We start from the raw sequence: 21,375 nt of genomic DNA, 5'->3' as shown, positions 1-21,375 counted from the left end.
AAGGTATCCTCAATTGGATACCTTTTTATTAGCACTTATTATTTTGCAACTTCTGTCCGCTTGTAGTTAAACTCACCACCGAAGTCAGTTGTTACAAGTCCTTTAATAAATCCGCGTTGTAAGTAAGAACGACCTTGTTGGTATAAAGGAGCGACAGCACCGTCTTGTAATAGAATTTTTTCAGCTTGCTTCATTGCTTCCCAGCGAGCTTTTTCATCACCAGCTAAATCTGTTTTTACTTTATGAATTAGCTCATCGTACTCTTTGTTAGAGTATTTATCGAAGTTGTAAGCACTATCTGTTGTAAATAAATCTAAGAATGTAATTGGATCAGCAAAGTCAGGGCCCCAGCCATCAATACCGATTTCATAGTCACCACTTAATAGTAGTTTTAACTGTTGTTTACGTGGTTGTGGTTTTAAATTCACTGTTAATCCATCTAAGTTCTTTTCTAGTTCACCTTTTAAATATTCACCAGTCTTTTTAGCTAAAGCGTTATCACTAGTTAATAGTTCAATTGTTACTTTGTCAGTACCAAGTTCTTGCTTCGCTTTTTTCCAGTTTTCTTTTGCTGTTTTCACATCATCTTTGACTAGATTTCCATTTTCTTCACGGAAGTCATTGCCTTCTGGGCTCTTTGCAAATTTCGCAGGAACCATTCCTTCAGCTGGAACAGCGCCGTTATTTAAGATTGTTTCTACGTAAGCTTTTTTATTCATTGCTCCGTTAATAGCAAGGCGTGCATGTTGATTTTTTAATGTTTCATTTTTTTGATTGAGTCGTAAAAATTGAATGCCAACTTCAGCGCGTTCTTTGAAGTTTGGATCGCTCTTATATTTATCAACAAACTCCGCAGTTAAAGCAACGCGATCAATTTGTCCTGAATCATATAAGTTAACTTCTGTAGACTTATCTTTAACGACATTGAAGTTGATTTCTTCTAATTTTACAGTTTTAGCATCCCAATAGTTAGGGTTCTTCTTCAATTGGAAGCTTTGTTCATGTTTCCAGTTATCTAATGTGAAAGCACCGTTGTAAATTAAATGATTTGTTTCTAAACCGTATTTATCGCCTTGAGACTTTAAGTACTCTTCATTAATTGGCAAGAATGTTGAGAATGTCGTTAAGCTTAAGAAGTAGGGAATAGGACGGTCTAGTTGTACTTCTAATGTTTTGTCATCAACGGCTTTGACCCCTAGTTGATCAATTGGCAATTGTTTTTGGTTTATTTGTTTAGCATTCTTTATATCGAAGAATAAGAATGCATATTCAGCTGCTGTATCAGGATTTATGGCACGTTGCCAAGCGAAGACGAAGTCTTTTGCTGTAACAGGAGTACCGTTTGACCATTTTGAATCACGTAGGTGGAATGTGTATTTTGTTTTATCGGGACTAACGTCAACTGACTCGGCAACACCAGGAATAGGTGTATTATCTTCTCCCATTGCATATAAACCTTCAAAAACATTTCGCATTACGTTCATGGATTCCCCATCCGTTGCTTTTGCAACATCCATTGTCGGAATTTCTGAAGCGAATGATAAGTTAATTGCCTGTTTATCAGGTGCTTTATCATTTGCTTTCGCTCCGCTTGCATTATCTTTATTTCCCCCGCAAGCAGTTAGTAGTAGACTTGCTCCTAAAACAGATGCAACAACAGGTACGACTTTTTTCTTCATTGTTCTTTCCTCCCTAAATGTGTTGTTCGTAACGTCATAATGTCCATGTCGTGAAGTAGCTATAGAAGAAGATAAAACCTATTATGAATATTTGTTTATAGGTAATCAGGTGTTCTATATGTATATACATGTCGAACTATAATCTGTCGTTATATGTTTCAACATAGGAGACATTATATTTTGATGGTGAAATATTTCGTTTCTTTGATTATTTAGAATATTAACACTGGAAAGAACTATATGTCAATAATAAAAACGGAATGTTAATTTCTCGAAATAATATATTAAAAAAGTAGATTCCCGTGTATTAAGGAACCTACTTTTAATGCATTTTGTGAAAAAATAATTAGTATGGTGGAATAACGTTGGTCAAAGTTACAATTTATTTTTCAATTTTTGCCCATTTGAAGTTTAATTGACCTGCAAAGTCTACTTGCACAATTCCTTTCACATAAGAACGTTCTAAATAAGATTCTCCTTTTTGATAAAGAGGAGCGATAACAGAGTCTTTAAATAATATTTTTTCAGATGCTAGTAATGCTTCCCAGCGAGCTTTTTCATCACCAGCTAAAGTTGTTTTCACTTTTGCTATTGTTTCATCGAATTCCTTATTAGAGTAATGATCTAAGTTATAAGGGTTATTCGTTGTAAATAGCTCAAGGAATGTAATTGGATCAGCAAAGTCAGGGCTCCAGCCATCAATTCCGATTTCGTAGTCACCTTTTAATAAAAGCGAAACTTGTTGCTTACGCGGTTGCGGTTTTATATTTACTGTTAATCCATCTAGATTCTTTTCTAGTTGTCCTTTTAAGAATTCACCAGTTTTCTTATCAAGGTCAGCATCACTCGTTAATAATTCTAATGTTATCTTTTCAGAACCAAGCTCTTGTTTAGCTTTTTTCCATAACTCTTGTGCAGATTTTGTATCAACTTTTGTTAAATCGCCGTTTGCAGTACGGAAGTCTTTTCCTTCAGGTCCTTTTGCAAAGTTTTTTGGAACGAGACCAAATGTTGGTGTAGAGCCATCATTTAATAACGTATTTACAAAGGATTTTCTATCAATTGTTTGATCGATTGCTTGGCGTGCAGAAACGTTTTGAAGTACTTTGTTTTGTTGATTCATACGTAAAAATTGTACGCCTACGTTTGGACGTTCTTTAAAGTTAGCATCTTTTTTATATTTATCAACAAAGTCAGATGTTAGTTTTATACGATCTAATTGTTTTGACTCGAATAAATTTACTTCTGTTGATTTTTCTTTTACGACGTTAAAATTGATTTCTTCTAGTTTGACAGTATCTTTATCCCAATAGGTAGGGTTCTTCTTAAATTTAAAGCTTTGTTCGTGCTTCCAATCGCTTAGTGTAAAAGCTCCATTGTACAAGATTGTATTATCTTCTAAAGCGTACTTATCACCTTGTGCTTTAAAGAATTCCTCATTAATTGGTAGAAATGTTGGGAATGCTGTTAAGCTAATAAAATAAGGAACAGGACGCTCTAATTCTACCTCAAACGTATGGTCATCAACTGCTTTTACACCAAGTTGGTCGGCTGGAAGTTCTTTGTTGTTAATTTTTGTTGCGTTTTTAATATCAAAGAATAAAAATGCATATTCAGATGCTGTTGCTGGATCTACGGCACGTTGCCAAGCGAACACAAAATCTTTCGCTGTAACAGGAGTGCCGTTTGACCATTTTGAATCTCGCAAATGGAATGTGTATTTCGTTTTATCGCCACTTACTTCATGAGATTTTGCAACACCAGGAACAGGTTTGTTACCTTCACCAAGATTATACAAACCTTCAAATACGTTTCTCATTACTTGACCAGAATCAGTATCTGTAGCACGAGCCGTATCCATTGTTCGTATTTCAGTAGGTGAAGATAAGTTTAAAACCTGTTTACTAGGTGCCTCGTCTTTTGCATTTGCTCCGCTTGCTTCGTTTTTATAACTACCGCAACCAGTTAATAAAATACTTACTCCTACAACTGATGCAATACCGGGTACAAACTTCTTTTTCATTTGATTTTCCTCCTAAATAATTAAGTTTGGATGATGATGAGGGAAATGAAAAATAAAAAATCCCTCTTTTCATATTGAGAAAGAGGGATTTTTACGTACAAGTTATGCACCCGTATATAAACGAAGTCCCTCATTCTATCTTTCAAGCATAAAGCTTGCAGGAAGTGGCACAGTATTCAAAATGAACCTGTTGCCGAGGTTTCAAAGGGCCAGTCCCTCCACCTCTCTTGATACAATGAGTAAACGAATAAATTTTATTAATTTTTGTGTTTCTTTGATAATTCAAAATCTTACACCTTGAATAATAAAGTGTCAACCAAATGGAATATAGTTTAAATTTTCAGTTTTCTTAAACGGAAAAACCACTGCATATGGCAGTGGTTTTTCTACTAGAAGTTAAAATTATCTGGATCTGGACCAACGCGACGATCTTCATTTAGAGCTTGAATTGCTTTCATATCATCAGCACTTAATTCAAAGTCAAAGATGTTTGCATTTTCAATAATGCGATGTTCTTTAATTGATTTAGGAATTGTTACAACTTCGTTTTGTAAATCCCAGCGTAAAATAATTTGCGCAGTTGATTTATTATATTTTGTCGCAATTTCTTGTAACGCTGGATTATCTAGTAGTTGTCCTTGCATTAATGGTGACCAAGCTTCAAGCTGGATATTATGTTCTTTACAGAATGCATGTAACTCTTCTTGTGCTAAACGTGGGTGGTATTCCACTTGGTTGACCATTGGCTTAATTTCAGCAATTTCAAATACGTCTTGTAAGTGGTGAATGTGGAAATTACTCACACCGATAGCGCGAACACGGCCATCTTTATAAAGCTTTTCTAATGCTTTCCATGATTCGGTATATTTCCCTTTTACAGGCCAATGTACTAAATATAAATCTAAATATTCTAGACCTAATTTTTCTAATGTAGTTTCAAATGCTTGAAGTGTTGTTTCATATCCTTGATCGCTATTCCATACTTTTGATGTGATAAATAATTCTTCACGTGCAACACCTGATTCACGGATTGCTTGTCCAACACCATCTTCGTTTTGATAAATTGCTGCAGTATCGATGCTGCGATAGCCATTTTTAATTGCTGCTTTTACAGATTCAATTACTTCTGAACCATCTTCTACTTTAAAAACACCTAAACCGAACCAAGGCATTTTTACACCGTTATGTAATGTTGTATAGTCTTTTAAACTTGTTAAATTCATATTATTTCCCCCTAGCTTTTTTGTTTGTTGCTTCTACTGCTTTTTGAATTGCCTCCGAAAAATTATATTCATATAAAGCTTTGAGACCTTCAGCTGTGGAACCACCGGGTGTTGTTACTTGTTCGCGGAGGTTACCTGGATCTTGCATTTGTTCAAGCATAGAAGCAGAGCCAGAAATCATTTGAATGACAAGGTGTTTTGCGGTTGCTTCATCGACTCCATAACTTTTTGTTGCTTCAATTAAGCTTTCAGCAAAGTAATAAAGGAAAGCTGGTGCACTTCCAGTAACTGCAGTAAGCTGATGAACTTCCTCTTCAGTGCAAAGTTGCGAAGTACCAATGCCTTTTAAAAGCAGTTGCAGGGTTTCTTGATGCATCTCATTTACTGATTGTCCCATTGTATATAAGGAGATAGACTTTCCAATTTCAGCAGCTGTATTTGGTATAATCCAAGCAACAGGCGTTCCCACGGGAAGTCTTTCTTCTAAATAAGATGGTCCAATGCCAGCAGCTACCGTTACGACAAGTTGATTCGATAGTAACGGAGATAATTCCGCTAATAAACCTTCATGTGCAGAAGGCGGCATTGCTAAAACAATCGTATTAACAGATGTAACATGCTGCTTCCAATCTGTTGTAGTAGACACATTATATCGCGCTTGTAATTGTTCCAGTTTTTCTACGTTTCTTCGGTTAGAAACGATAATTTCTTCGATGTATTCTTTGCTTGTTTTAAGTAATCCGGAAAATATAGCTTCTGCCATACGACCAGCACCAATAAATAGAATTCGATGTTTAGTTAGCATATCCTCTATTCCTTTCTAGTGGAGATATGTTATAAAAAACGATACCATTTTTAAGAGAATTTTGTAAAAAGAAAAGGCTTATCGTGAGAAGGATGAAAATGGAGGGAGGAGGGTTAATACAAATAAGGTTATAAAAATTATTATACTTAAAAAACAGTTGTAATAAAAAATCCCTGAAGCATAACTGCTTCAGAGATTAATAGTTTATAAGTTTATGCTTTTGTCATACCTAACAATACAGCGCCACCGATAATTAAAACACTACCTAGTGCAATAAAGATCAATTGACGTTTTGTTTTCTTTTCACCTAAGAAGACAATTGCACCGAATGTTGAGATAACGATTCCAGTTTGAGATAATGGGAAGCTTGTTGCTACTCCGACACGTGGTAGTGAAAGAAGTAAGAATAAGTTTCCAGTTCCCCATAGTAAACCAGATAAAGCATTACGGATTGCATATTTGTTAAATGGTTTATGTTTAGATGTCAGTACAACCGCACCAACAAACATACCAACTGCTTGTGGTAAAATAGCAGACCAACCATCGATGTTATACCAACGAATAATAATTACATATACAAGATAGCCGAAAGTAGAAACAATTAAAGTAAGAAGTCCTTTTTTCAATTGTCCTGGTGGCTGAGCATTTTCTTTATCATCTAATGATGTGAATACAACACCAACTACGATTAATAGGATTGCAATCGTTCCCAGAATGATCGTTGTAGTAGTAGTCCACTCGCGGAAAGCGATAACCCCAAAGATAGAAGTTGCAACAAGTTGCATACCAGTAGAAATTGTTACGGTAGTTGAAACACCTAGTTTTTCAACTGTTTTTAATTGGTTTACTTGTCCTAAAGCCCAGAATAAACCTGAAATAAAACCAACAATTAAGACTGTCATTGTTAAAGCTGGTTGAGTAAATACATACATAATTGTTGCGAAGAATAGAGCACCGATTGTCATACCTACCGTTTGGCTATATGCACCACCGCCCATTTTTACGCTTACTAATAAGATGTTTCCCCATGCAATTGCAGGAAGAAGCGCTAATAAAATGTCCATTACAAGACTCCCTTCGGTTTGCTATACCAATATAGTTACATATCGTTCTAACGATCGGTAATGCCCCACTAATAGAGTAGAAGATTACCGATCGCTAAAACAGGATGAAGAATTCACGATATAAATGCGTTTTCATTTCTTCATTTTTTGAAACACCTCCATATAATAACAGGAAATTGCCTATTTTAGAAAGTGAATTCAAATAAAATGTATATTTTAATAAGAGGTAAAATTCAGTTATTTCCCGGTGGTATATTTTATTTCCTAAGAAATAAAGAAGCAGCTTCCAAAAAAGCTGCTTTAAAGGTTAGTAATTCTTTTGTTAATAAGCTGAATACATAGCAGAAATAGGAGTGACATACTAATAGTGATAACCACAAGTGTCCAGGCGAGTTGCATATTACTTGCGTCAATGGCCATGTAAATTGCAGTTGGGATTGTCTGTGTTTTACCAGGAATGTTCCCGGCAAACATGAGTGTAGCACCAAACTCACCGAGCGCGCGGACAAAGCTCAAAATCATCCCGCTTAGTAATGCAGGAAATGCGAGCGGAAGTGTAACGTGCAGAAAAACTTGATATTCACTTGCACCAAGATCACGAGCACTTTCTTCAATTTGTACATTTGCGATAGAAAATCCCGTTTTCGCTGATTGGTACATAAGCGGAAATGCAACAACTGTAGAAGCGATGATCGCAGCGGTAGATGTGAACATAATAGACTGCTGAAATAATGATTCAACCCACCTTCCGATCGGGCTGTTGTTTCCAAAAATGATAATGAGAAAGAAGCCGATAACAGTTGGTGGAAGTACCATTGGTAATAAGAAAATCGTTTCTAGTATTACTTTGTATCTCCATGAGGAGCGTGCCAATGCCCGTCCGATTATCGTTCCTAAAATTGTAACGATAATGGTGGCACATGCAGCTACTCGTAAAGATAGAAAGATTGGTGACAAAATAGCATCAAAGCTCATGGCAATTATGATAGGACTGTAAATCCATATTTCTTAAAGATAGATTGTGCGTCTTTTGACTGCAAATACTCATAAAATGAAGTCGCCTCTTTCTTATGTTTAGATTCCTTAATAACACCTAAAGGATAGTGGATTGGTTCATGAGAAGTAGCTGCTGCTGTCTCGCCAATCTTTACTTTTCCTGAAATAAGAGCATCTGTTTTGTATACAATACCAGCATCGACATTACCTGTTTCCACATATGTTAACACTTGGCGAACATCTTTTGTAAATACGATTTTATTTTGAATGTCATTCCATAGATTCTCATGTGTGAGAGAAGCCCTTGCGTATTTTCCCGCAGGTACAGATTCAGGTGTACCAAGTGCGATTTTTTTGATTTTCTCATCTTTTAAATCTTGAAATTTTGTAAGAGAACTATCTTTAGGGATGACTAGAACTAGTTCATTTCCAAGAAGATTTTTTCCTTCTTTTTCATTAATGAATCCTTTTTTTACAAGGGTTTGGAATTTATCTTCTGCTGCTGAGAAGAATAAATCAGCAGGTGCACCTTGTTCAATTTGTTGTTGAAGTGCCCCGGAAGCGCCGAAGTTAAAAGAAAGTTTAATATTAGGTTCTTTTTCTTTATATTTTGTTTCAATTTCTTTTAATGCATCTTGTAAGCTTGCAGCTGCTGATATAGTAAGTTCGACTGCTTTTCCTTCTTTAGCAGTTGATTTCTCTTTCTTATCTCCGCTTGTACATGCAACACTAAATATAAGAAGAAAAGAAAGGATAAGTGCCCCGATGGATTGTGATGTAAACTTATTCATAAAAAAATCCCCTTTCGTTTTGACATAATTAATTATAACTAAATATAATTAAATATAACTAGTTATAATTTAATATAATTTGAACGATGTAGTTGTTTTTAAAATATAGGAGAAATATTATTTTCTTTGTTACAATGAAGAAAGAAAGTGAGGAATCGTCTATGGATCATCATTCCTACACAACGGAAGAAGTAGCAAAGCGATTAAAAGTATCAAAATTAACTGTATACGACTTAATTAAAAAAGGAGAACTTCCTTCTTATAGAGTTGGTAGACAGATGCGCATTGATGCAGCAGATTTAGAACAATATATTAAGCAAATGAAAACAGGGAAAATACAAGTTACTCCTGTAAAGAATGATAGTAATAGTATCTCGAATACATGTATTATTAGCGGGCAAGAACTAACATTAGATATGTTGGCAAAGCATATAGAAAATCGTCTGCCAAGTTCTAATATATTACGGGCATATCAAGGTAGTTTAACGAGTTTAGTAAAAATATATCAAGGAGAAGGAAATATCGTTAGCTTACATTTGTTTGATGGAGAAACGGATACATATAATGTTCCGTATGTAAAACGTATTTTAGTTGGACAACCATGTATGATGATTAATTTATTAGCAAGGAACGTTGGGTTTTATGTGCAAAAGGGCAATCCAAAAAATATAAAAACATGGGCTGATTTATCTCAGTCATCTATACGATTTGTAAATCGAGAAAAAGGTTCTGGCATTAGGGTGTTAGTGGATGAACAATTGCGAATTCAAAAGTTAAATAAAGAACGTATTAGTGGATATGAATGGGAAGAATCAAATCATCTTGGTGTTGCCACGCAAGTCGCGAATGGAAAAGCTGATGTGGGAATAGGTTCAGAAAAGTTTTCGCAAATTGTAAATGTAGACTTTATTCCAATCATGAAAGAACAGTATGATTTAGTAATTTTGAAGAATAAAGAAAATGAAGAGTTGATCGAAGTCGTGAAAGATATTCTGCAATCGGAAGAATTTCATAATGAATTAAAGGCGATTGGTGGATATGATATGACGAAAACAGGTCAAATTATATATGAAACAAACTAAAAAGCTGCTTGTCTATAAGACGAGCAGCTTTTTCTATATATAAAGGGGTTTGGGGAAACAAAGTGAAAGTGTTAAACAAGACCTTGAGCAAGTGTGTAAATGAAAGCTGTAAGAAGAGTCGCTCCACTTGCAAGTCCTAAAAAGTCTGATTTGTTGAAAGTAATGTTGTTCATTATAATCTCTCCTTATTTGTTTAATGTAGTTGCAACAGCTTTTGCATCGACAAGTGCGGATAGCACCATGCCCATTGTATTTAAAAGTTTATTTGATTTCATTTTGTTCATCATGCGTATCCGCTCCTTTTCGAATTGTTGTTGCCCTGCTCTATGTCTTAATTATAGGAAATATGATCGCCTGCAACTATCGAATTAGCTTACGGAAGACTTACATTTTTGTAAGAAAAAAAGACATTCGTGTAAGAATGTCTTTTAAAGCATATTGATATGATGATGCTCCTCGATTGTTTTTAAAAAGCTACGCATGGAATTCGTCATATAGCTATCTTTGCGGCGTATGAAAACCGTTGAAATACTACCATATTTTTCAGGGATTGCATGGCAATGCACTTTACCAGCTCTAGAAAGATGATGGACAGCAGACTGTGGTACAAGTGTAATTCCAAGGCCGAGTGCAACACTGTTTAATATTGTCTCTAATATATTAAATTCCATAATTCTTTTTGGTAGCAAACCTTCGTCTTTCAGCCATCGTTCTAGTTTGGAACGGTATCCACATCCTTGGTTAAAAACGAGTAGAGGCGTTGTTGTAAATTCTTCGATATGAAAAGCTTTATTTTGTGTTACAAGCATTAATTTTTCTGTACTAACATCGTATTGTTCAATAAGTGGATGTTTTATTGGTCCTGATATAAAAGCACCATCTAATTGATGATTGAGTACTTCTCTAATTAATTCTTCTGTTAGACCCGCTTGTAATGACAAATCGACGTTCGGATAGCTTTTATAGTAAGAAGATAAAATGGTAGGTAATGTACTTACTGTTTCGACAGTACCAATTTTTAATATACCGGAGGGTGTTTCATTATCTAAAAATACTCGTTTTAGCTCATCGACATCTTGCAAAATTTTATTAACATAAACGAGCATTTTTCTTCCTTCAGCTGTTAAAGTCATGCCTCGTTTATGACGATAAAAGAGCGGTGTTTTCAGCTCGTTTTCTAGTTGTTTAATACGTGCGGTTACATTTGATTGTACGTAATTTAATTCCTTTGCTGCGCTACTTACACTACCTTGGTCGGCGACGCTCTGGAAGATTTGTAAATCTCTTAATTCCATAATACGATCCTCCTTGATGTTAACTATCATTATAAATGATAGTTAACATCATTTTGAATCATTTTACGTGATATATTTTTTCTTTTACAATTCTCTTTGTGCAAATAGAAAGAAGTGGGGGATTGCGGTGAGAAAAGGTCAAATGATAATAGGTGCTTTAGCGTGTTTAATTGCAAGTATGTCATGGGGAGCAATGTTTCCAGTTGCTGATCATGCGTTAGAATACATAGATCCATTTTATTTTTCGCTTATTCGCTATGGAGCGGTGGCGATCGTACTGATTATATTATTGTTGATGAAAGAAGGAAAACAGGCATTTCGTTTAGAGGGAAGAGGAAAGTTACTCGTCTTTTTCGGAACGATGGCATTTACTGTATATAATGTACTTATATTTTGGGGGCAAATGTTAATGGGAAAGTCAGGTGTGATGGTAGCCTCCATTATGGAAGCACTTATGCCGATGATTTCTATTTGTATTCTATGGGGATATAAGCATGTAAAACCGAAAAAGTATATGGTAACGAGCATGATTATCGCCTTTGTAGGAGCGGTGTTTGTTATTACAAAAGGTGATATGAGTTTCTTTTTAACGTTGAAAGATAACATGTTTTCACTAGCATGTATATTTGTTGGGGTTGTAGGTTGGGTTATTTATACGATGGGTGGTCAAACGTGTAGTGATTGGTCAACATTACGTTATTCTACGTTGACGTGTGTATTTGGTACGACTGTCACAGGGATTATAACTGTAATCATTACATCGCTTGGACATGTATCGGTTCCGAGTATGGGAACGATTTCTATCGTGAAATATGATTTATTGTTTATGATGACATTACCGGGAATCGTAGCGTTACTCGCTTGGAACCATGGTGTGAAGATTTTATCATCTATTAATGGAATTTTATTTATTAACTTTGTACCTATTACGACTCTAATTATTATGATGATGCAAGGATATCAAATAACGATGTTTGATATTGTAGGAACTTTACTTGTTATTGCAGCACTTATTCGCAATAACGTTTGTCAAAGAAAAGAAGAAAATATAAACAAGCGAATTTTACAAGAAGAGCAATTACGTCAAGCAGTTTAATAGGCAATTGGAGGATTTCATATGTTAGAAAGTTTATTGTTTTTCTTCGCTGTAGGAGTTGCTTGTGAACTTGCAGCAATTAATCGAAATGGTCGTAAGAAGATAAAACAACAAGCTGAAATGATAGAGCTTTTAAAAGAGTTAAAAGAAAGAAACATTTAAAAAGACGACCGGGCATAGACGGTCGTCTTTTTCTATATAAAGGGGAAAGGGGACACAAAGTTATACAAGCGTAGCGGCATAAATCAAAGCAGTAAGAAGAAGGGAGCCGCTAGCTAATCCTATAAAATCTAATTTGTTAAAAGTGATGTTTTGCATGATGAATTCTCCTTACTTGTTTCTTTCTGACTTAATTGTATGAAATATTGTAAGAAGTAACTATCGAATTAGCTTACAAAAAAATTACACTTTTGTAAGGATTGAAATTTAACAATTAATACTTAAATTTATTACCAACTCCTAAAACTTAGTGTTATAATTGTTGTAAGAAAATAATTATACTTCGGATGTTCAGAAAGGAACGAAACAAATGTATAAACCAATTACATTTTTGTTGAAATATATATTTAAAACAGCTGGGAAAGTAGAAGTGCAAGGGAGAGAAAATTTACCAGAAGGTGGCCCATATGTTGTTGCGTGTACACATACAAGTTTTATGGATGTATTAATGTTAGCTACAGGGATGTACCCAACTCAAATTCATTACATGGCCAAAAAAGAATTATTTGAAGGGAAATTCAAAAATTGGTTCTTTAAAAATGTAAATGCATTTCCTGTAGATCGTGCGAACCCAGGACCGAGTACACTCAAAATTCCATCACGCCTATTAAAAGAAGGGAAAGTAGTAGGGATTTTCCCGAGTGGAACGAGATCAACAGAAGACGTTTCTTTAAAAGCTGGGGCTGTTACGATTGCGCTTCGTTCTAACGTTCCGTTAGTACCGGCAGCTTATATTGGCCCATCAAGTGTAAAGGAATTGATAAAAGGGAAAAAGGCGCAATTGATTTTTGGAGACCCGATTCAAATAGATGCGGAAGAACAAATAGATCGAAAAACGGCTATGAAAATGATGACAGATCAATTAAATGAGAAGTTTGAGGAGTTAAAGGAATCTTTGCAATCAAATCAAAAATAGAAAAGACGACCGGGCATAGACGGTCGTCTTTTCTATTACTATTTATAATAAAGGGGAAAGGGGACACAAAATTTATACAAGCGTAGCGGCATAAATCAAAGCAGTAAGAAGAATCGAGCCACTAGCTAGGCCTAAAAAATCTAATTTGTTAAAATTGATGTTATTCATAATGAATTCTCCTTACTTGTTTAATGTAGAAGCAACAGCTTTCGCATCGATAAGAGTGAATAATACCATGCCCATTGTCTTGAAGAAATTGTTTATTTTCATTGTGTTCATCATATGAATCCGCTCCTTTTCGAGTAGTTGTTGCCCTGTTTCTGACTTAATTGTATGAAATATTGCGGAGAGTCACTATCGAATTAGCTTACAGGAAAATTACACTTTTGTAAGAAAAACGAATGAAGTTGTAATGATAAGAAGATTTGACATATGTTCATGGGATTCATTAAGTTAAAAGTAGAGGTGAGTGTATGGCTAACATTAAAGATATTGCAAAGATGGCGGGAGTTTCCGTTACGACTGTTTCGAGGGTGCTAAATGATCATCCGTACGTAAGTGAAGAAAAAAGGAAAGTGGTTTTAGAAATAGTTGAGAAATTGAATTACTCACAAAATGCAAATGCTGTTCATTTATCAAAAGGAAAGACAAATATTGTTGGTGTAATTCTACCTTACATTAATCACCCGAGCTTCGATGCAATGGTAGGAGGAATGATGGAGGGAGCGTTAACTCATAATTACAGGGTGCTACTTTGCCAAACGAATTATAATAAAAAAGAAGAAATGAAAAGTCTACATATGTTAAAAACGAAACAATTAGATGGTCTTATTATTTGTTCACGTGCAAATGATTGGGAAATGATAGAACCGTATGCTTCTTACGGCACAATAATTGCTTGTGAAGATAATGATATTGCAAACATCTCAAGTGTATATACAAATCATTCGGCAGCTTTCCAGCTAGGGATGAATCACCTTATTAAAAAAGGTTATAAAAAAATTGGTTATTGTACGGGAAGAAAGCTAGGACCGAGTAGTCAAAAGCGTTTTGATGTGTATAAACAGCAATTGCAATCTATAGATGAAGAAGTTAATGAAGAATGGATTTTCACAGAATGTTTTACATTAGAAGATGGTGTGAGAGTGGCTCATAAGTTAAAAGGGATGCAGAATCTCCCTGAAGCGTTAATAGTAGCAGGAGATGAAGTTGCAATTGGGGTTATGACGGAAGTTGGGAAATTGGGTATTCGAGTTCCTGGGGATTTAGCGATTATCGGTTTGGATAACCAACCTATTTCGCAAGTGTTGCAGTTGACAACTATTGATCAAAATTTGAAGGAGATAGGGAAAACAGCTTTTGAAATGTTTTACAGGAAAATAAGTGATACGGGCTCTAAACAAGAAAAGGTGGAAATTTCATATGAACTTGTGGAGCGATCTACAGTGTAGTTTTAATCCGTTATGTGCATAAGTGCATAACGGATTATTTTTTTGAAATACCTTTGACAGGAAACCCGTTTCATACTTTATAAAGGAATTAAACCGGTTTGTAACAATCCATGGATTCTTTTCAAGAATAGTATTTGGAGGGATATGCATGAATGAACTTTTATTAAGTATGAAAAAGTATATAGAGGATGACGAAAAGATTTTAGCCTTTGTAGTAGGGACCTTTGAGAAGGATAATTTCACGTTATGTTATCAACATGGAATTTTTGTTGCCACTACTAGACGTCTCCTGTTTTACGGGAAATTTCCTTACTATCCTTCAACATTTAAAGAGTACTCATATTTGCATATAGATAGCATAGATTTTCATCCGTACTTTGAGTTTACTTGTAATCAAGAAACGGTTAGAGCTAAGCATATTCAGAAAGGTAATGTGGAGCGATTTGTTTGTACAGTTAGAGCGAATGTGAATAATTAATCACCCCTTTGTTTAAACATAATATCTCGATCTTTAAGAGGGAAAATGCGGAATAAAAACCACTTCTAAACCTCTAGGAGATAGTGATACAATGTCAAATGGGGGGAGGGTATGAACTATGGTTAATCAACGTATAAAGGAAATAACACTAATTACAATTGGTTCATTATTATTCGCAATTGGTATTAATTACTTTGCAATTCCAAACCGTTTATCGGAAGGTGGAATTATTGGTTTAACGGTTGTTACGTACTACTTATTTGATTGGTCACCAGGGATTGTGAACTTTGCTATAAATGCAGTTTTACTAGCTATTGGTTATAAGTTTTTTGATAAAAAAACGATGGTTTATACAATTTTAGGGATTGTAGAAACATCCTTGTTTTTATATGTTACAGAACATATTGAGTATCATGTAAATAGTGATACGCTATTAGCAGCTTTATTTGCTGGTTTGTTTGTAGGTATCGGATTAGGCTGTATGTTCAAAGCTGGAGGTACATCAGGAGGATCGGCAATTTTAGCACGGTTAGCAAATCAATATTTAGGGTGGAGTGTTGGTAAAGGCGTACTTATTATTGATATCGTTGTAATTGCTGGTTCTGTATTTATAATAGGGCAAGAAAAAGCGATGTACACACTTGTTGCAGTATTCATCGGAGCGAAAGTAATTGATTTTATTGTAGAAGGAATGGATACAAAAACAGCTGTTACAATTATTTCGAATCAACCAGACTTAATACGTGAGGCTATTACGAAAAACATGACACGCGGTGTCACTGTATTAGAAGGACGCGGCGGATATACTGGTAAAAATAAAGAAGTTTTATATGTTGTTATTAATAAACAAGAGCTTGTTAAGTTAAAGCAAGTTATTAGTCGAGTAGATGAAGATGCTTTCGTTGTTATTCACGATGTGCGTGATGTACTTGGTGGTGGCTTTAAAGCGAGCTAAAAGGTGAACGAGTAAATTCGTTCACCTTTTTTTATTCTTACAAAAATGTAAGTGTAATGTAATGAGATTCAATAGTAGATTTTATTCCTTCTTTTTAAAATGGATGTATATATATCCTGCAGAGGAGGAATGTTTATTATGAAGAAAAAAATGATCACTACTATAATAGCGATGCTAGTGATAGTAGTAATGTTACTACCTACGAAACTTGGACCAGTTATCGATAAATATAATCCGCTTTATAAGACGAAAGAATACTATACGATTGTGAATACAATTGGTCAGCATGTTGGTGATGAGTGGTATGAATATGAATTTATTGCATTTGACGAACGTGGAAGAGAGCAAAAAATAAAGAAGACTGTTAAGCATATGTTAAAGAGAGATGAAGCGTTAAAGGTGTATGCAAAAGGACGCTACGGTGAGGCGATTGAAGAAATTGAAGCTGTAAATATTCCTATTAATGCAAAGAGTAAACTTTTAGCGACGAGATAGCGGGTTATACCCCCGCCTATTTTTTGTCGAAAATAAAAATACTAGGTAGGGGTATTTTAGGGTGTGTGAAAAAGCCTTAGTCCATATGGACTAAGGCTTTTTTTATTATATAAAGGGGAAGGGGGTACATTGTAGTAGCACGAGTGAAAGGGATAAGAAGAGTAGCTACTAGCAATGTAATTTGGTTATGTGAGTGTTCTTCTTATTTGGCTTACTTGCTAACTTTATTGTACGAAATACAGATAAGGAAAACTATCGAATTACATTACACATAGCTTACAAACATGTAAGTCTTCTGTAATGTAATTCGATGGTTAAAAGATAGTGAATTTTATATAGTGTAATTAGAAAGTCTCACTGTATTACTTTCTGTTTGTAATGTTAATGAAGAATGAAAAACCAACTACTTTTTAATAGCCCTCATCTGTATGTAGATGGGGCTCTTTTTATAAACCTTACAACATTGTAAGGTTTACGTAAGCTAATTCGATAGTAAAATTGTCATATTTTTTGCATAATAGATACAAATAGATAAAAATAATTAGGGATATAGTAAGAAGGGAGAAGAATGGGATGTTTAAAGAAGAAGTAGTGAAGTTTCCAATTAAAGATTTCTGTAGCTACTTTACTGTTGCCGTAGTATGTATTGGATTATTTGATATCATAACAAACTTAATTGTTAAATAATATAGATGATAAAACAAGAAGGGAGATCCTTTCTTGTTTTTTTTTATGGAGGAATAAAGATGAAATGGATTGATAGTCATATACATGTTGACCAATATAAGGATGAAGAGAGAAGTAGCTTACTGAAAGATGTGAAAAATAGTAAAGAGATAAAGGGGCTTATTGCGGTATCTATGAATTATCAATCATGTAAAGAAACTTTATCTTTAGCAAAGCGATATCCTTTTGTACATCCAGCAATAGGTTTTCATCCAGAGCAACCGATTCATAAAGAAGAATGTAAGCAAATCTATAAATTAATTGAAGATCATGTAGAGGATATAGTAGCGATTGGTGAAGTAGGCTTACCGTATTATTTAAGGAAAGAAGATGAAAGGATTACTCTAGATCCATACATAGCTGTATTGAAAAAATTTATAGGGCTAGCTAGTGAGTATGATTTACCAATTGTATTGCACGCAGTTTATGAAGATGCTGATATTGTATGTGATTTACTTGAAGAATATAAAGTTTCACGTGCACACTTCCATTGGTTTAAAGGAAGTGAGGAGACAATGAAACGGATGATAACGAATGGTTATCATATTTCTATTACACCGGATGTTTTACATAAGGAGAAAATTAGAAAAATCGTTTCATATTATCCGCTTGAATATATGATGGTAGAAACAGATGGACCGTGGGAATTTCAAAAGGACGTTATGACGCACCCAAGAATGATTAGAGAAGTATTAAATGAAATTAGTATCATAAAAAACATATCTATTGATAAGGTTACAGAAACATTATATAGAAATACCATTCGGTTTTATTTGAAAAGATAGGAGTGTTACTCTTATCTTTTTTATGGATATTTTTTCTAATATTTTCTATAATTTATGATATGTTTAATTTGATGAAGGAAGTAGGGGAGAAAATGGGGAAAGCATATAAAAAAATAGCTATTACAATGATGATTGGTGCACTTTCACTTGCAGCGTTTGGGTGTGAAGCAGAAAAAAAGGCTATAAATCCAAATGCAATACAAGAAAATAAAGAAGAAGAACAAATTGATCCAGTAGTTGAAAAACAGATGAAAGAAACTGAGAAAAACGGGAATTCGATTGGAAACAGTTCTAACAAAGGGAAAATGGCAGAGAGTAACGGCTGGATTTACTATTCAGTAAAAGGTGATAAAAATACAGGAGGCATCTATCGTACGAAAGATCAATTTCAGACTTCGGAACGTGTAGTAGAAGGTGTAAATGCTTCTTACATAAATATAAAAAACAAAGCTTTATATTTTATTCATACGGATGAAGAGAAGAATGCGGGATTATCTTCTTTAATGAAGTATGATATATCTAGCAAAAAGTTAGACATATTAAAAGAGGATACAAATTATGTTTATATTAAAGAGCAAACTTTATTTTATCCGAAAAAATATTCTGAGCATGGTGGTTTTGACATTGTAGGGATCGCAAAAATGGATTTGAAGACGGGACAGGAAGAAGAAGCTGCATTTCAAAACTCCGGTTGGTCTCGAACGATAGATGATAGTATTCTACATTGGAATAAAAATCGTGGAACACAAGTGACAAAAGATAATAAAACTTGGTCAAAAGAAAATTATGCAACAATATCTAGTGCTACGTATGATAATGAAAAATTATATGCTGTTGTTGATTTTTCGTTACCTTTTGAAACAAATGAAGCTGAGCACGGTATATATGAGATAGACGTTCAACAAAATAATGAAAAGTTATTGGTAAAGGATGCCTTGCAGATGAATGTGAAAGGGGATACTTTTTATTATTTAAAAAAGGATGGAGTATATAAGAAGAAAATTAATGGTGGGAATGAAAAAGTAATTTATAATAAAGCGGTTGAACCAACTAAATCCTATTTATATTTTGTAGCAGGGGATATGTATCTCTATACGGATAATGGGACTATCATGAATCTGGATACAAAGAAATCAAATGAAGTAAAAGATAAGAAGCTAGTAGATGACGTTATGTTACAGAAAGTATGGAATGCACAGAAGGAACTGACTAATGTTCAAATGGCTGCACTAACAGGAAACCCAAAACGAGTAGGGGATTTTTCATACGGGGAATTAGTGAACCCTATTTATAATAAGAAAGATAATTTAGAGACTACGCTATCTACGTACTTCTCAAAATCATTTATAGCAGAGTATATGAAGAGTAAGTATATTAAAGAGTTAAATGGAAAAATGCACTATGTTATTGGAGATCCAGGGTCAAAAGCAGCAACTAAATTTACAAAAATTATTTCTGCCGAGTTAAAGGATGGGAAAATAAAAGCACAGATAGAAACGTATAACGACTATGATAATGTAACAGAAAAAGTAGAAGTTGAATTTATTTATGAAAATAATCAATGGGTTATTAATAATATGCCACGTTTTGGTTTAAGTTAAAAAAACCACCAAGCATTCTGCTTGGTGGTTTTGTATTAGGATTCTAATTTTTTCGCACGTCTTAATAATAAAAGAAAGACAATGACGAAGAAACCAAGTATAAGGAAAAACCCATATTGTTTTACATAATCCATTACGTCACTTACACTTGTTGGTTTTTCAACGTGAATGCCGTCTTTATTAGTAGTAATATGAATATCGTTCATTTTCACTTCATTTGTTTCTTTTTGTAAATCAATCCATTCTATGTTTGGAATGCTTTCTAGGTCCTTTAACACTTCTTTTAATGGTTTCACACCTAAGTAAGGATGATAGAATGCACCAATAACCCCGTCAGATAATTTAGCAACAGATAAAGCATTTGCTTTCATTTTAGCAATCGCTTGTGGTTTATCTTCTTCAATAAATCCAACTGTTTCAGGCATTAATTTCATTCCATGTAAGAATGATGGTGTACTTCTGTATGCTGGAGAGTGCATGGATTTCCAAGTTGTATCACTTAACTGTAGTTGTCCTACATAAGTTGAAAAATATCTTGATAATATTTCATAGCCTTTTTGAGACATGGTGTAATGAGGTGCTTCAAATGCGACAGGATATAGTTTGGCATCTACAAGTTCTTGAATGCCTTTTTCAATATGATCAGTCGTATATTTTTCTTCAAATTCTTCCCCTTTTTTTACGTATGCATTATATGCCTCTATATTAGGGAAATCATCTTTTGTTTTTGGTTTTTCATGCTTCGGTTGACGAATTGGTTGGTCTGTTTTTACGTCCCAAAATTCAAAACCTTCACCAGTTTCACTATCATAAAATTGGTGGGTGTAACCATGCATAATAATTGCTGCACCATCATCTTGCATAGAGCGTAAAAGATCGACTAGTTCGGGTTTATCTTTTAAATGTAGTGTTTTACCAGTCTCCGGATCCGTATATACAGGAATAACAGTGATCATGTATGGCATCTTTTTCTCTTTTAGTAATTCAGCAATTTCTTTTAATTGATTTATATCTGCGGCTGGATGAACATCCTCAAGACGTAAATAAGCTTCCACTTTATTTGTCGTTGGCTTTTGTCCAAAGTAAGAAAATAGGCTTTCGCCAATATAATAAGATATCCAATCAAAGAGGTTAGAAGTTGCAACATAATAAGAATTATTTTGTTGCACAATTAATGGATAAGTAGTACTTCCTTTTAAAGCATTGGCAAGAATTGTTCCATTTGTATCAAGATTTTTAATGGATCGTTCGTCCTCTAATGTATTCTTTAGTTTACGTGTTGGATATTCAATTGTATCAGAGTTTATATCTTCATTTTTAAGTGTGATAAATGAAAAACGATTGGATAATTGTTCTATATTTTGACCTAAAACTAGTAGTGGACCTGAGAAACTTTCTAGAAATTCTTTTGCTTCAGTAGAAAGTTCTTCTTGTTTTTCACCTAAGTAAATAACATGTGTATATAAAGATTTATCAGTTATTTCAGCTAACTGTTTTATATTTTTTATTGTTATGTTATTAGTAAAATGTCCTACTTGTGTATTAAGTATTTGGGTATCATTTGTAATTTGATCATCGATTGAACTGTATAAAATAAGGACTTTTGGATTTTCGTTTTTTTGTGCGGAAATAGGGATAGGAATTAATAGTAGTAAACTAAATAAGAGTAGCAACCATTTTTTCATATTATTATTC

General features: G+C 34.2%; 22 protein-coding genes and 1 riboswitch. Of the genes, 10 read left to right on the top strand and 12 right to left on the bottom strand.

Annotated features, from left to right (window positions below):
- Positions 1-38: 38 nt before the first annotated feature.
- From DN390_RS18555 to modA, 7 genes are all read right to left on the bottom strand, one after another.
- The gene (locus DN390_RS18555; protein WP_147808068.1) at positions 39-1,679 is read right to left on the bottom strand and encodes a peptide ABC transporter substrate-binding protein; all 1,641 of its coding nucleotides are present in this window, start codon (positions 1,677-1,679) and stop codon (positions 39-41) included.
- 382 nt (positions 1,680-2,061) lie between these two features.
- Positions 2,062-3,702, bottom strand: a complete 1,641-nt coding sequence (locus DN390_RS18550) for a peptide ABC transporter substrate-binding protein (RefSeq protein ID WP_000726474.1) — start codon at positions 3,700-3,702, stop codon at positions 2,062-2,064.
- A gap of 132 nt (positions 3,703-3,834) precedes the next feature.
- Positions 3,835-3,939, bottom strand: a riboswitch (SAM riboswitch).
- Between the two features lie 152 nt (positions 3,940-4,091).
- Complete coding sequence (locus DN390_RS18545) at positions 4,092-4,925, bottom strand: aldo/keto reductase (RefSeq protein ID WP_147808067.1); 834 nt, start codon at positions 4,923-4,925, stop codon at positions 4,092-4,094.
- Between the two features lies 1 nt (position 4,926).
- Positions 4,927-5,730 carry a pyrroline-5-carboxylate reductase gene (gene proC, locus DN390_RS18540; RefSeq protein WP_147808066.1) on the bottom strand — a complete coding sequence of 268 codons (804 nt, stop codon included), beginning with the start codon at positions 5,728-5,730 and terminating at the stop codon, positions 4,927-4,929.
- 212 nt (positions 5,731-5,942) lie between these two features.
- The gene (locus tag DN390_RS18535; protein WP_000353546.1) at positions 5,943-6,794 is read right to left on the bottom strand and encodes a GRP family sugar transporter; all 852 of its coding nucleotides are present in this window, start codon (positions 6,792-6,794) and stop codon (positions 5,943-5,945) included.
- A gap of 300 nt (positions 6,795-7,094) precedes the next feature.
- Positions 7,095-7,769: a molybdate ABC transporter permease subunit gene (gene modB / locus DN390_RS18530; protein WP_097952723.1), complete on the bottom strand. Its 675-nt coding sequence runs from the start codon at positions 7,767-7,769 to the stop codon at positions 7,095-7,097.
- A gap of 5 nt (positions 7,770-7,774) precedes the next feature.
- Positions 7,775-8,581, bottom strand: coding sequence for a molybdate ABC transporter substrate-binding protein (modA, locus tag DN390_RS18525; protein ID WP_147808065.1), 807 nt, complete (start codon positions 8,579-8,581; stop codon positions 7,775-7,777).
- Positions 8,582-8,715: 134 nt separating this feature from the next.
- Between modA and DN390_RS18520 the strand changes: the two genes are divergently transcribed.
- Positions 8,716-9,663: a substrate-binding domain-containing protein gene (locus tag DN390_RS18520; protein WP_147808088.1), complete on the top strand. Its 948-nt coding sequence runs from the start codon at positions 8,716-8,718 to the stop codon at positions 9,661-9,663.
- 71 nt (positions 9,664-9,734) lie between these two features.
- Here DN390_RS18520 and DN390_RS18515 read toward each other — a convergent pair whose 3' ends face one another.
- On the bottom strand, positions 9,735-9,836 hold the full coding sequence (locus DN390_RS18515; RefSeq protein WP_016089624.1) for a DUF3948 family protein: 102 nt from the start codon (positions 9,834-9,836) through the stop codon (positions 9,735-9,737).
- Between the two features lie 255 nt (positions 9,837-10,091).
- Positions 10,092-10,958, bottom strand: coding sequence for a LysR family transcriptional regulator (locus tag DN390_RS18510; protein WP_097952715.1), 867 nt, complete (start codon positions 10,956-10,958; stop codon positions 10,092-10,094).
- Positions 10,959-11,085: 127 nt separating this feature from the next.
- On the opposite strand from DN390_RS18510, the gene DN390_RS18505 reads away from it, so the two are divergent.
- Both DN390_RS18505 and DN390_RS18500 read left to right on the top strand, forming a co-directional pair.
- Positions 11,086-12,054 (top strand): DMT family transporter, encoded by a 969-nt coding sequence (locus DN390_RS18505; protein WP_147808064.1) that lies wholly within the window; start codon positions 11,086-11,088, stop codon positions 12,052-12,054.
- A 21-nt stretch (positions 12,055-12,075) separates the two neighbouring features.
- Positions 12,076-12,216, top strand: coding sequence for a YrzO family protein (locus tag DN390_RS18500; RefSeq protein ID WP_000894066.1), 141 nt, complete (start codon positions 12,076-12,078; stop codon positions 12,214-12,216).
- A 60-nt stretch (positions 12,217-12,276) separates the two neighbouring features.
- On the opposite strand, the gene DN390_RS18495 is transcribed toward DN390_RS18500, so the two are convergent.
- Complete coding sequence (locus DN390_RS18495; protein WP_088116228.1) at positions 12,277-12,372, bottom strand: DUF3948 family protein; 96 nt, start codon at positions 12,370-12,372, stop codon at positions 12,277-12,279.
- A gap of 211 nt (positions 12,373-12,583) precedes the next feature.
- Between DN390_RS18495 and DN390_RS18490 the strand changes: the two genes are divergently transcribed.
- Complete coding sequence (locus DN390_RS18490; protein WP_060629257.1) at positions 12,584-13,189, top strand: lysophospholipid acyltransferase family protein; 606 nt, start codon at positions 12,584-12,586, stop codon at positions 13,187-13,189.
- 72 nt (positions 13,190-13,261) lie between these two features.
- Here DN390_RS18490 and DN390_RS18485 read toward each other — a convergent pair whose 3' ends face one another.
- Positions 13,262-13,357: a DUF3948 family protein gene (locus DN390_RS18485; protein WP_147808063.1), complete on the bottom strand. Its 96-nt coding sequence runs from the start codon at positions 13,355-13,357 to the stop codon at positions 13,262-13,264.
- Positions 13,358-13,662: 305 nt separating this feature from the next.
- On the opposite strand from DN390_RS18485, the gene DN390_RS18480 reads away from it, so the two are divergent.
- The 6 genes from DN390_RS18480 (at position 13,663) to DN390_RS18455 (ending at position 19,680) form a co-directional block, all read left to right on the top strand.
- On the top strand, positions 13,663-14,640 hold the full coding sequence (locus tag DN390_RS18480) for a LacI family DNA-binding transcriptional regulator (protein ID WP_147808062.1): 978 nt from the start codon (positions 13,663-13,665) through the stop codon (positions 14,638-14,640).
- A 148-nt stretch (positions 14,641-14,788) separates the two neighbouring features.
- On the top strand, positions 14,789-15,118 hold the full coding sequence (locus DN390_RS18475) for a PH domain-containing protein (protein ID WP_060629260.1): 330 nt from the start codon (positions 14,789-14,791) through the stop codon (positions 15,116-15,118).
- A gap of 118 nt (positions 15,119-15,236) precedes the next feature.
- A complete protein-coding gene (locus DN390_RS18470) occupies positions 15,237-16,073 on the top strand; it encodes a YitT family protein (protein ID WP_029439174.1) in 837 nt (278 codons plus the stop codon).
- 138 nt (positions 16,074-16,211) lie between these two features.
- Positions 16,212-16,568, top strand: a complete 357-nt coding sequence (locus DN390_RS18465; protein ID WP_060629261.1) for a YxeA family protein — start codon at positions 16,212-16,214, stop codon at positions 16,566-16,568.
- A gap of 746 nt (positions 16,569-17,314) precedes the next feature.
- The gene (locus tag DN390_RS18460; RefSeq protein ID WP_060629262.1) at positions 17,315-18,079 is read left to right on the top strand and encodes a TatD family hydrolase; all 765 of its coding nucleotides are present in this window, start codon (positions 17,315-17,317) and stop codon (positions 18,077-18,079) included.
- A gap of 92 nt (positions 18,080-18,171) precedes the next feature.
- Complete coding sequence (locus DN390_RS18455) at positions 18,172-19,680, top strand: DL-endopeptidase inhibitor IseA family protein (protein WP_147808061.1); 1,509 nt, start codon at positions 18,172-18,174, stop codon at positions 19,678-19,680.
- Positions 19,681-19,715: 35 nt separating this feature from the next.
- Here DN390_RS18455 and DN390_RS18450 read toward each other — a convergent pair whose 3' ends face one another.
- On the bottom strand, positions 19,716-21,365 hold the full coding sequence (locus DN390_RS18450; protein ID WP_147808060.1) for a DUF2334 domain-containing protein: 1,650 nt from the start codon (positions 21,363-21,365) through the stop codon (positions 19,716-19,718).
- Positions 21,366-21,375: the final 10 nt, after the last annotated feature.

Origin of the sequence: Bacillus sp. SH7-1 (assembly GCF_008042405.1) — a bacterium.
In the GTDB taxonomy this organism is placed as follows: domain Bacteria; phylum Bacillota; class Bacilli; order Bacillales; family Bacillaceae_G; genus Bacillus_A; species Bacillus_A thuringiensis_N.
The sequence above is the reverse complement of the archived record's forward strand: the minus strand, read 5'-3'. Positions and strand labels throughout refer to the sequence as shown.

What these genes read in the sequence shown, in the direction of transcription:
- DN390_RS18455 (WP_147808061.1), top strand. Translation starts at nt 18,172, where the DNA reads ATGGGGAAAGCATATAAAAAAATAGCTATTACAATGATGATTGGTGCA.
- DN390_RS18520 (WP_147808088.1), top strand. Translation starts at nt 8,716, where the DNA reads ATGAAGAAAGAAAGTGAGGAATCGTCTATGGATCATCATTCCTACACA.
- DN390_RS18460 (WP_060629262.1), top strand. Translation starts at nt 17,315, where the DNA reads ATGAAATGGATTGATAGTCATATACATGTTGACCAATATAAGGATGAA.
- DN390_RS18545 (WP_147808067.1), bottom strand. Translation starts at nt 4,925, where the DNA reads ATGAATTTAACAAGTTTAAAAGACTATACAACATTACATAACGGTGTA.
- DN390_RS18500 (WP_000894066.1), top strand. Translation starts at nt 12,076, where the DNA reads ATGTTAGAAAGTTTATTGTTTTTCTTCGCTGTAGGAGTTGCTTGTGAA.
- DN390_RS18450 (WP_147808060.1), bottom strand. Translation starts at nt 21,365, where the DNA reads ATGAAAAAATGGTTGCTACTCTTATTTAGTTTACTACTATTAATTCCT.
- modB (WP_097952723.1), bottom strand. Translation starts at nt 7,769, where the DNA reads ATGAGCTTTGATGCTATTTTGTCACCAATCTTTCTATCTTTACGAGTA.
- modA (WP_147808065.1), bottom strand. Translation starts at nt 8,581, where the DNA reads ATGAATAAGTTTACATCACAATCCATCGGGGCACTTATCCTTTCTTTT.
- DN390_RS18475 (WP_060629260.1), top strand. Translation starts at nt 14,789, where the DNA reads ATGAATGAACTTTTATTAAGTATGAAAAAGTATATAGAGGATGACGAA.
- DN390_RS18485 (WP_147808063.1), bottom strand. Translation starts at nt 13,357, where the DNA reads ATGAATAACATCAATTTTAACAAATTAGATTTTTTAGGCCTAGCTAGT.
- DN390_RS18465 (WP_060629261.1), top strand. Translation starts at nt 16,212, where the DNA reads ATGAAGAAAAAAATGATCACTACTATAATAGCGATGCTAGTGATAGTA.
- DN390_RS18515 (WP_016089624.1), bottom strand. Translation starts at nt 9,836, where the DNA reads ATGAACAACATTACTTTCAACAAATCAGACTTTTTAGGACTTGCAAGT.
- DN390_RS18495 (WP_088116228.1), bottom strand. Translation starts at nt 12,372, where the DNA reads ATGCAAAACATCACTTTTAACAAATTAGATTTTATAGGATTAGCTAGC.
- DN390_RS18490 (WP_060629257.1), top strand. Translation starts at nt 12,584, where the DNA reads ATGTATAAACCAATTACATTTTTGTTGAAATATATATTTAAAACAGCT.
- DN390_RS18470 (WP_029439174.1), top strand. Translation starts at nt 15,237, where the DNA reads ATGGTTAATCAACGTATAAAGGAAATAACACTAATTACAATTGGTTCA.
- DN390_RS18480 (WP_147808062.1), top strand. Translation starts at nt 13,663, where the DNA reads ATGGCTAACATTAAAGATATTGCAAAGATGGCGGGAGTTTCCGTTACG.
- DN390_RS18535 (WP_000353546.1), bottom strand. Translation starts at nt 6,794, where the DNA reads ATGGACATTTTATTAGCGCTTCTTCCTGCAATTGCATGGGGAAACATC.
- DN390_RS18555 (WP_147808068.1), bottom strand. Translation starts at nt 1,679, where the DNA reads ATGAAGAAAAAAGTCGTACCTGTTGTTGCATCTGTTTTAGGAGCAAGT.
- DN390_RS18510 (WP_097952715.1), bottom strand. Translation starts at nt 10,958, where the DNA reads ATGGAATTAAGAGATTTACAAATCTTCCAGAGCGTCGCCGACCAAGGT.
- proC (WP_147808066.1), bottom strand. Translation starts at nt 5,730, where the DNA reads ATGCTAACTAAACATCGAATTCTATTTATTGGTGCTGGTCGTATGGCA.
- DN390_RS18550 (WP_000726474.1), bottom strand. Translation starts at nt 3,702, where the DNA reads ATGAAAAAGAAGTTTGTACCCGGTATTGCATCAGTTGTAGGAGTAAGT.